This window comes from Photorhabdus asymbiotica (assembly GCF_003634575.1).
Lineage (GTDB): Bacteria > Pseudomonadota > Gammaproteobacteria > Enterobacterales > Enterobacteriaceae > Photorhabdus > Photorhabdus asymbiotica.
In genome coordinates, this window is the sequence record NZ_RBLJ01000001.1 from 277448 (window position 1) to 287002 (window position 9555).

The 9555-nt window shown below is 40.8% G+C and carries 11 protein-coding genes and 1 pseudogene; 6 read left to right on the top strand and 6 right to left on the bottom strand.

Annotated elements, in window-relative coordinates; all coding sequences use genetic code 11:
- Positions 1 to 107: 107 nt before the first annotated feature.
- Together BDD30_RS01085 and BDD30_RS23345 are read left to right on the top strand one after the other, a co-directional pair.
- Positions 108 to 479 carry a LecA/PA-IL family lectin gene (locus BDD30_RS01085; protein ID WP_015834205.1) on the top strand — a complete coding sequence of 124 codons (372 nt, stop codon included), beginning with the start codon at positions 108 to 110 and terminating at the stop codon, positions 477 to 479.
- Between the two features lie 5 nt (positions 480 to 484).
- The gene (locus tag BDD30_RS23345) at positions 485 to 637 is read left to right on the top strand and encodes a hypothetical protein (protein ID WP_170152932.1); all 153 of its coding nucleotides are present in this window, start codon (positions 485 to 487) and stop codon (positions 635 to 637) included.
- 70 nt (positions 638 to 707) lie between these two features.
- Here the strand turns inward: BDD30_RS23345 and BDD30_RS24565 are convergent.
- Positions 708 to 839 (bottom strand): annotated as a pseudogene (locus tag BDD30_RS24565) (tail fiber assembly protein); the annotation flags it as partial.
- Positions 840 to 978: 139 nt separating this feature from the next.
- On the opposite strand from BDD30_RS24565, the gene BDD30_RS01095 reads away from it, so the two are divergent.
- Positions 979 to 1743, top strand: a complete 765-nt coding sequence (locus tag BDD30_RS01095; protein ID WP_015834203.1) for a YciK family oxidoreductase — start codon at positions 979 to 981, stop codon at positions 1741 to 1743.
- A complete protein-coding gene (cobO, locus tag BDD30_RS01100; RefSeq protein ID WP_015834202.1) occupies positions 1743 to 2339 on the top strand; it encodes a cob(I)yrinic acid a,c-diamide adenosyltransferase in 597 nt (198 codons plus the stop codon). Before BDD30_RS01095 ends, cobO begins: the two co-directional genes overlap by 1 nt.
- A gap of 42 nt (positions 2340 to 2381) precedes the next feature.
- Here the strand turns inward: cobO and rluB are convergent, their stop codons facing one another.
- From rluB to rnm, 3 genes are all read right to left on the bottom strand, one after another.
- Positions 2382 to 3314 carry a 23S rRNA pseudouridine(2605) synthase RluB gene (gene rluB, locus BDD30_RS01105; RefSeq protein WP_015834201.1) on the bottom strand — a complete coding sequence of 311 codons (933 nt, stop codon included), beginning with the start codon at positions 3312 to 3314 and terminating at the stop codon, positions 2382 to 2384.
- Positions 3315 to 3769: 455 nt separating this feature from the next.
- Positions 3770 to 4390: an L-threonylcarbamoyladenylate synthase gene (locus BDD30_RS01110; protein WP_015834200.1), complete on the bottom strand. Its 621-nt coding sequence runs from the start codon at positions 4388 to 4390 to the stop codon at positions 3770 to 3772.
- Between the two features lie 27 nt (positions 4391 to 4417).
- Positions 4418 to 5278, bottom strand: a complete 861-nt coding sequence (gene rnm / locus BDD30_RS01115) for an RNase RNM (protein ID WP_041381834.1) — start codon at positions 5276 to 5278, stop codon at positions 4418 to 4420.
- 368 nt (positions 5279 to 5646) lie between these two features.
- Here rnm and BDD30_RS01125 point away from each other — a divergent pair, with 368 nt between their 5' ends.
- Both BDD30_RS01125 and BDD30_RS01130 read left to right on the top strand, forming a co-directional pair.
- Complete coding sequence (locus BDD30_RS01125; protein ID WP_015834198.1) at positions 5647 to 6153, top strand: helix-turn-helix domain-containing protein; 507 nt, start codon at positions 5647 to 5649, stop codon at positions 6151 to 6153.
- The gene (locus BDD30_RS01130; RefSeq protein WP_041381832.1) at positions 6153 to 6995 is read left to right on the top strand and encodes an IS3 family transposase; all 843 of its coding nucleotides are present in this window, start codon (positions 6153 to 6155) and stop codon (positions 6993 to 6995) included. The genes BDD30_RS01125 and BDD30_RS01130 overlap by 1 nt, the downstream gene beginning before the upstream one ends.
- Positions 6996 to 7112: 117 nt before the next feature.
- On the opposite strand, the gene BDD30_RS01135 is transcribed toward BDD30_RS01130, so the two are convergent.
- Both BDD30_RS01135 and BDD30_RS01140 read right to left on the bottom strand, forming a co-directional pair.
- Positions 7113 to 7409, bottom strand: coding sequence for a gp53-like domain-containing protein (locus tag BDD30_RS01135; protein ID WP_015834197.1), 297 nt, complete (start codon positions 7407 to 7409; stop codon positions 7113 to 7115).
- Between the two features lie 252 nt (positions 7410 to 7661).
- On the bottom strand, positions 7662 to 9548 hold the full coding sequence (locus BDD30_RS01140) for a glycosyl hydrolase family 18 protein (protein ID WP_015834196.1): 1887 nt from the start codon (positions 9546 to 9548) through the stop codon (positions 7662 to 7664).
- Positions 9549 to 9555: the final 7 nt, after the last annotated feature.

The following is a 9555-nucleotide window of genomic DNA, read 5'->3' on the forward strand; positions in this document are numbered from 1 at the left end:
TTTCTCATCCGGTCATAAAAATATAAATTCTCTTTCAGTCAAATATGTAAATATCTTTGACAAAAACAAAACTATTTCCATAAAAAAATAATCTCAAAGGCAATACTATGTATAATTGGTCAGGTAGTGTTCCAGCTAATGCTGAGAATGGTCAACGCACAGGACTTACGCTCAAACAAGGAGACATCATATCCATTGTTGCTAAAGGATGGATAAGATATGGCAAAGAAAGTAATATGTTAGCCGCACCTCAAGGCAGCATCACGTTCTCCACGAATCCAGAATACAATCTCGTTGCAAAAATTGGTGGAAAAACCTATAGAATTGGTAATGGTGTACTTCATAAAACGGTTCCAGTAGATGGAGAATTGATACTTCTGTTCTCTGATACGCCAGGTGTGTATTACGATAACTCTGGTGAGTTTCAGGTCGATGTTATAATAGAGTCTCGGTATTCCCCTCTTGATGAAAAAAAATAAAAATTGTGTATACCCTATGGATTTCAAGATGCAGCGCGGCGGCAAGTAAACGAATCCCCAGGAGCATAGATAACTATGTGACTGGGGTGAGTGAAAGCAGCCAACAAAGCAGCAACTTGAAGGATGAAGGGTATAAATATGTATTATCAATAAAGTAGTAATAATGCCAAGTGAAAAATCATATTATTTCACTTGGCAGATGGAGCCCAATTCATATAATTTTCTGAATCAATGAATTAGTTGTAACAAAGGCTGTAATAGCCCAGTTTTTAACTTAGGTTGTTCTGGCCATTCGACATCAGGCGCTTGTAAAATATTTACACAAGTTAGTAATACTCTATATATTTTCAATTCAAGTAGGACTGCTTTTTCGTTTCATCGTTTATCTCCTGAACAATCAACTTTGGTGAATTTGACTCAGCATATAAGTTTCTGTTTTGATAGCCAGAGTTACCTCTGACGGCAATAAACCGCCCCATCAATAACAGGAAATCTTCAAATGTTACATTACCAACCCAAACATGACCTCCTACATCAGCGTATTATTCTGGTTACAGGCGCTGGAGATGGTATTGGCCGTGAAGTGGCTTTGACTTATGCCCGTTATGGCGCGCAAGTGATTTTGCTTGGCAAGACTACACATAAACTGGAAGCCGTCAAAAAAGAGATCGAACAAGCAGGCGGAACCACCGCGACTATCTACACCTTAGATCTACTTACCATCACAGCCGAAGAATGCAAGGAATTTGCTGACGATTTAGCAAAATATTATCCGCGTCTGGATGGTGTTTTACATAATGCCGGATTACTGGGCGCTGTCGCACCAATGGTAGAACAGCCAGTTCAGCTATGGCACGATGTTATGCAAGTCAATGTCAATGCAACTTTCATGTTGACTCAAGCGTTGCTTCCACTGCTACTGAAATCCCCTGACGGCTCACTCATCTTTACCAGTTCCAGTGTTGGCCGAGAAGGCCGCAGTGGCTGGGGGGCTTATTCCGCATCTAAATTTGCAACTGAAGGCATGATGCAAGTTCTGGCAGCAGAATATAAAAACAGTTCCCTACGCGTTAACTGTATCAATCCTGGGGGAACACGCACAAATATGCGCGCCAAAGCATTCCCTAACGAAAACTCTGCTAAACTGAAAACTCCAGCAGAAATTATGCCTCTGTACCTTTATTTAATGGGCAGTGACAGTCTGCATAAAACAGGCATCAGTTTTGATGCGCAACCCGGACGCAAAGCAGGACCAGCCGAATAATGACAATAAACGACGACCAGCACCAAAAAAGGCAACAACGCCTGAAAGAAAAAGTAGATTCCCGCATTGAAGCCGCACAGTTGGAACGGGGACTTCTCATCATTTTTACCGGCAACGGTAAAGGTAAAACCACCGCGGCTTTTGGCACTGTCACCCGTGCCGTCGGCCATGGACTGCATGCCGGTGTTATCCAATTTATAAAAGGTAAATGGGAGAATGGTGAAAAAAATCTACTGGAACAGCATGGTGTAAATTTTCATGTTATGGCAACCGGTTTTACCTGGGAGACTCAAAGCCGGGAAACGGATACTACCGCCTGCCATCAGGTATGGCAGCACGCGCTGGAGATGTTATCTGATCCTAATTTGGATCTGGTTGTACTGGATGAGCTAACTTATATGGTGAGTTATGGCTATCTTCCTCTCGAAGATGTTATAACCGCGCTAAACCACCGACCAGAGCACCAATCCGTCATTATTACTGGCCGCGGTTGTCATCGTGAATTATTGGAAATGGCAGATACCGTCACAGAAATGCGCCCGGTAAAACATGCTTTTGATGCCGGTATTAAGGCACAAAAAGGCATTGACTGGTAAGAAAAAGGCCCCGTTATTACACGAGGCCCACAAGGATAGCAATTAACGACCTTTTTGTGCCGTTGTACGACCTGCATTCTGGCGGGAACTACCCGGACGTTTTCCTGCCGATGGGCGAGATGCCACTTGAGCATGACGTTTAACTGCACGGCGAATCTGGTTAGCTTTCATACGGCGTTGATCACGTTCAACGGCCACTTTGGAAACCGTCTCTTCGTGCAAACCAACTAATTGACGCAGATAGTTAGTCTGTTCCAAACCAAGCTCAGCCCAACCTCCACGTGGTAAACCTTTTGGCAAACCAATATCACCATAACGCACACGAATAAGACGGCTTACCTGCACACCAACAGCTTCCCAAAGACGACGAACCTCGCGGTTACGCCCTTCTGTCAGCGTCACGTTATACCATTGGTTGATCCCTTCACCGCCTTTAAAAGCAACGGTGCGGAATGCTGCCGGGCCATCTTCCAGTTGGATACCTTTAGCGAGCTGTTTCAATTTAGCATCATCAACTTCACCAAAAACACGGACGGCATATTCGCGCTCCACTTCACGGCTTGGATGCATTAAACGATTAGCTAACTCTCCATCCGTGGTAAATAGCAACAAACCACAGGTGTTTACATCCAAGCGCCCCACAGCTATCCAACGGGAACCCAGTAACTTAGGCAAGCGATCAAAAACGGTTGGCCGTCCTTCTGGATCATGACGGGTACAAAGTTCACCTTCTGGTTTGTAATAAGCCAGAACACGGCAAATCGCTTTTTGTGATTCTTTGATACTTAATATCCGACCATCAAGGCGGATTTTTGTCGCGGGCTGCACTTCAATGCGATCACCTAAAGTCGCAATCTTACCGTCAACACTGACGCGCCCTTGTTGAATATAACCTTCGATTTCGCGACGGGAACCGTGACCGGAACGCGCGAGAATTTTCTGTAACTTTTCGGATTTTTGTGTCTTACCGCTCATTGAGCAACCTCTGCTGTCGCCTTCCCAGGCGTCGTGTTATATATCAATCAATACGTCACGACAAAATATTCTCATAACAAACTGATTTTAATACATTTTATAACATAGAATGTCAGAAAACAGGTCATACACTCTAGTTCGAGTCGAGCATTCTACACTAATTTTACAGTCAATGATTCCAATAAATCACTCAGTCAGTTAAATACACGGTAAGAACACCAACATAGTATTGTGACAATCGGTTGAAACATGATTACCTAACAATATAAATACCCATATATTCAAAAGACAAGAAAATTCCTAAATGCGATCAAATATCAAAACCAAGATAAAAGTGGCCATGGAGTATTAATAATTTAAAACAATAACCATTTCGATTAAATCAAAAATATAAAGCCTGTGTATAATACACAGGCTTTATATAAACTAAACTCTGAAAATAATTACTACTTAACTTATAAAAATGGAGTGATATCCCCGACACCTTTACGTATTACAACCGGCGTATCATCAGTTAAATCAATTACCGTTGTAGGTTGCTGTCCTAAATAACCACCATGAATAATCAGATCAACCAATTTACCCAAATTATCTTTAATTTCTTCAGGATCAGATTCTGCAAAATCGTTACCCGGTAAAATCAGACTGGTGGACATCAATGGTTCACCCACTTGTTCAAGCAGAGCCAAAGCAATGGGATTGGATGGAACGCGTAACCCTATTGTTTTCCGTTTATCATTCATCAAACGACGAGGAACTTCTTTAGTCGCCCGCAAAATAAAGGTGTAATTGCCCGGCGTATTATTCTTAATCAAACGAAAAGCTGAATTATCGACATAAGCATAAGTTGATATCTCTGATAAATCCCGGCACATCAAGGTAAAATTATGATGATTATCCAACTGACGGATACGACATATCCGTGTCATTGCATCTTTATCTTCCAAATGGCAACCAATCGCATAACCAGAATCAGTTGGGTAAACAACTACCCCTCCGTTCTTAAACACATCCACACTTTGCCCTATTAAGCGTGGCTGCGGATTATCAGGATGAATATAAAAAAACTGGCTCATAAATTACCTCTTAATTTTATGTCGCCCCTACAGTGACCAGTTGCGCCATATTGGTACCACATCACCGGGTAACCACAATTTACGCCCTAACTCTATCCATGCACAAGGCTGGTGAAAATCAGAACCTAACGAAGCCATCAAATCATATTCCCGTGACAATTGACCGAGATATTGCCGCTCGTTAGGTGCCTGCTGGCACTGTGCAACTTCCATCGCATCACCACCATGTTGCTTAAACCAGACAATCAAACGTTTCAACCACTTAGTAGATAAATTATACCGCCCCGGATGCGCAATGACTGCCTGCCCGCCTGATTGATGAATGGCATCAATAGCTTGTTCAATTGTACACCATTGCGGTGGAACGTATCCGATTTTTCCCTTTGCCAGATATTTCTTAAATACTTTCGCAATCGTTGGCTCTCTACCAATTTCGATTAAATAGCGGGCAAAATGGCCCCGTGTCACTTGTCCACCATTCGCTAATTGGCTTGCCCCTGCCCAAGTATCGGGAATACCTACCTTTGCCAATCTGCGGCCTATTTCAATGCCTCGTTCCTTTCTGAGTTCAGATTGTCTATTAAGTAATTCAATCATTGCATCTGACTGAATATCAATATTCAACCCCACAATGTGAATCTCTATATTTTGCCACAGAGTTGATATCTCAACGCCTGATATGAGTTTCAATGGCAAATTGTGTTGGCTGATATATTCATGAGCTAACGGAATAGCGTCCGTCGTATCATGATCAGTCACAGCCAATACATTAACGCCCATTGCCACTGCTCGTTCGACCAACTCCGATGGTGAAAGTAAACCATCCGATACAGTCGTATGGCTATGCAGATCATAAATTGTTACTAACTCAGTGGCTGAATTTGTCATTATCTCTTTCTCTGCCTGAATAGATTTGGAACATTAGAGCGGATAGCTTAACGATAAATAGAGATATTTTACATCAAAAACAAATAAATCTATTTAAAATCAATCAAATAATCAAAAATAAGAATTAAATCTGCACAATAAGACACTAAATTTCACGCTAAATAGATCAATAATATACCCAATAGATTTCAAGTTGCAGCGCGGCGGCAAGTGAACGCAGCCAACAAAGCAGCAGCTTGAAAGATGAAGGGTATAACAGATAAGCCTACAGAGACAGGGAGAATGCTGATGGGTTTCAATGCTGAAAGTAAGCCGGAGTTGTGAAGTGACCCCCAATAGTTGGACAACCACTTACTGGGGGTTTTTTTATGTCTAAATATAGTCGTGAACTAAAAATCATTATTGCTAAACGATGTCTAGCAGGTAACACATCGGATAAGCTATCAGCGGAATATTCAATCTCTTCTCGACAAATTCGATACTGGGCTCAAGTTGTTGCCATTCATGGCGATAACGCCTTTTTGCCAACGTCTCACTCTCTTTGTGCTGTAACAAAACTCCAAGCTTTAAAATTAATGTGGACACATGATTGGTCTCTCACTCACACTAGTGCAGTTCTCAATTTAACGACTCCAGGTACCTTATCAGTCTGGCTTGATAAGTATAATGAAACCGGTATCAAAGGACTCGAAAGTCATCAGCGAGGAAGACCCCCAATGAAATCCCGACCTAAAACCCCGCCGAAGTCTGATGACGAAATGACAGTTGAGGAACTTAAAGAAGAATTAGCTTATTTGCGTGCAGAAAATGCTGTCCTAAAAAAGTTAGAAGAGCTGGAACAGAAGAAACGCCCACTAGCAAAGAAAAAGCGTTAATTGTTTTAGCTCTTAAAAAGAAATATCCATTAAAGCACTTACTTTGTGCCATTAATCTTGCAAGAAGCATGTTTTACTATCAATGCCAAGCGCTTAAAAAAACGCGTGCTTATGAACAAGAAATAGAGATGATTAAAACTATCTATCATGAGCATAAAGGTCGTTATGGCTATCGCCGCATTCATTTAGCATTGAGAAAAAATGGCTTTAAAATCAATCATAAAACAGTCCAACGATTAATGGGGCAATTAAACCTAAAATCCACGGTAAGGCCGAAGAAATATCGTTCTTATCGTGGGGAAGTTGGAAAAACAGCACCGAATTGGTTGGCAAGAGATTTTCGCGCGACAAAACCTAATGAGAAATGGGTAACGGATGTGACGGAATTTAAAGTGAATGAACAAAAAGTCTATCTATCACCTATTATTGACTTATTTAATCAAGAAGTTATCGCTTACAACGTGGCGAAAAAGGCGAGTCTGCCTTTAGTGACAGAGATGCTAAAAGGGGCATTAGATGGGCTAGATGCTCACTCTAAGCCACTCATTCACAGTGATCAAGGTTGGCAATATCGGCATAGGGCTTATCAAAAGCAACTTGCTGATAAAGATATTAAACAAAGTATGTCGAGGAAAGGGAACTGTTTGGATAATGCGATGGCAGAAAACTTTTTTGCCTTACTCAAAACAGAAATGTATCACCAGCAGCACTTTAAAAGTGCGGATGAACTGATTGAAAAAATAGAAGAATACATTGAATATTACAATACAAAACGGATCAAGGTGAAATTAAAAGGCCTAACTCCGATAGAATATCGAAACCAGGCCTTACACGCCGTTTAACTAAAATGTCCAACTTTCTGGGGTCAGTTCATTTGATTCCGGCTTTCAATATAATTTTGATTCAGTTCTAAGGGTAGAATGAATTATTTTTTACTGTAGTAATATCATATTCTTATATTAACTACCTATAGCAAACCAGAAAGCTACTGTTTCACCTTCTCCAGCACAATATGTAAACCCTGATGCTGATACATTCTCCGCCCTTACAGGAGCCACATCATACCCACCATCATCAACTGCATTCAATGTAAGTTGCACATTGTAACAGGCATTAGGAAATGGCCTGGGAAAAAGAACTGAAGTTTTATCTGCTACTCTGGTTACTACTCCCCATTGTTGAATTATTGTAGGATCGTGATCCTTTTTCCAACCAGCTATGGCTGATAACTCTTCTTCATCTCTATTATTATTCATATACTTTCCTCGAGGTAAATAATTAACATTTCTCGGAAAAACCTGATGATCAAATTATTTTATAAAAAATTTAACCACATGAATTAAGCATTGATAAATAATCTCAAAGTCGAAAATATACCAAGCTATTCATACACAATATCAGAGAAATATCTATCCATCTACTCCTGTACTCATATTTTTACAGCAAAGAATAGTGCTCAGACCTAAAACATCAGGCTGAGCATTATCATTTTAAGCGTTAAAGAAAGGCTAATCAGAACTCTTCTTCATTTCACCGATAGATTTCAAATAATAGGGCTTGCCCGGATTATAAAGTGGCCCCATATCGATAGTCTCATCATTAGACTTAGCAATATACCCCATCCCTTCTCTGGCCGCATTCGCCAATAAACCACAATCCTGATCGCCTGACCAAGAAAATATCCCACCCAGTTTATTCTTAGCGACGTATTCCGCTTTCTGCTTCACCGTGCGCGGCGTATCTAATGAAATAAAGTGCCCTTCTTTTTCACTAAATAAGAAATCGGCATCGGCATTGGTATCCGTCATTAACACAAAGCCACTTTTTCCGGTAGCAAGAGTATGTTCAGTATCCAGATAATTATTAACAATATCAAAGAACTCAGGCGAACCTTTTTCCATTGTTCCTAATGCATCACCCGCCTTATTATATTCGCGTGTTTCAAGATTTGCTCCTTTGCCGGCTCGTCCATAGTTAGCATAGCCTAAATGAATCTTTTCCAAAGGTATGCCAAGATCCTGATGCAAATAATTGATAGCGACTTCCGCAGATAAATCGGTTTCGGCTAATGGATCAGGATCTTTTGGCGAATAAAGATTAGTATGATGGCCAATATAAGGCGCCCATCCAGTACCGAAATAGTCATAACTCATTAAGTAAATGTTATCCAGACCATTCTTGACTAATTCTGCAATATTAGATGTTGCTAATTTCGCTTTTACACCACTACAGGCAATAGAAATCTCTTTTCTTTCCTCTCGCCCAAATCTTCTATCCAAAGATTCACGCAATTCTTTAATTAACAGAGCATAATTCTCTCCGTCTTTATCGCTAATCACATTACCAACCTCGCCAGCGCTTCCTGGATATTCCCAATCAATATCAACACAACTGAACATAGGAAAACGCTCGAAAAAATCAACAATGCTGCCAACAAAAACGCTACGCAATGCCACATCAGCCGCCATCACGGAGAAATAACCAGACATACTCCAGCCACCAATACTAAAAGCCAGTTCAAGTTTATGGCCTGCTAAACGAGCGGTCTTTTGTAACTCGCGCAGTCCACCTAATAAGCCTGACGCTCTTTTTTGCTGATAATAAGGTAAAAATGTTCCTGGACCGATATCAGTATTAGCGCTTTCTTCAGGTAATCCCACATTACGAGCAGTACCTAAATCACCATAGGGATCAAGAGGAACAATATGGCCTTCTGTAATATTGCCACCCTGATCTTTCCAGCCCTGCCAAACTTCATTGATTTTGTCTTTTTTAACCCCAACATCCCCACAAATACCTAAGAAGCTGAATATTAACTTATCATAGGCAATAACATTGATGGTGCTTAAATCAAATCCTCTTCCCCGATCATCAGCCTTTTCATCATGACCATCTAAACGTGCATCATATTGGCACCAATCAGTAATATAAGCAGAAAGTTTAGGTTTAGACTTATCTGTTTCGTATTCATTATACATTGGACGACAAACACGAGTGGCAGTATAAGCAAGATTGCCGCCTGAACCATCCGGTTTAAAATTAATCTCCGGTCGTTGATAAGTTTTCTCTGTAATTTCATCCGACTGCAAAACCGGTGAAGGAATATCTTCAGTTGGATTAACACTCCCATCTGTAGGATTTCCGTGTTGCTTTATTTCGTCTGCCGTTGCCGGACGAAGATATTTCCAGGCATTATGCGGCGTTCCATCTTTAGATGATGGTTCGGGAACATGCCAGCGCTCAACCCAATATGTATTGGTGTAAACACCACTATCAAAAATAACATTAAAAACTTGTCCACCTGCCTGATTTTTCCATGCAGTTAATGGTTCACCAATAATATCACTTACGTCGGACATGGATTTCGATGAAGTATAAGTATATTTATTTACCATTTATAAA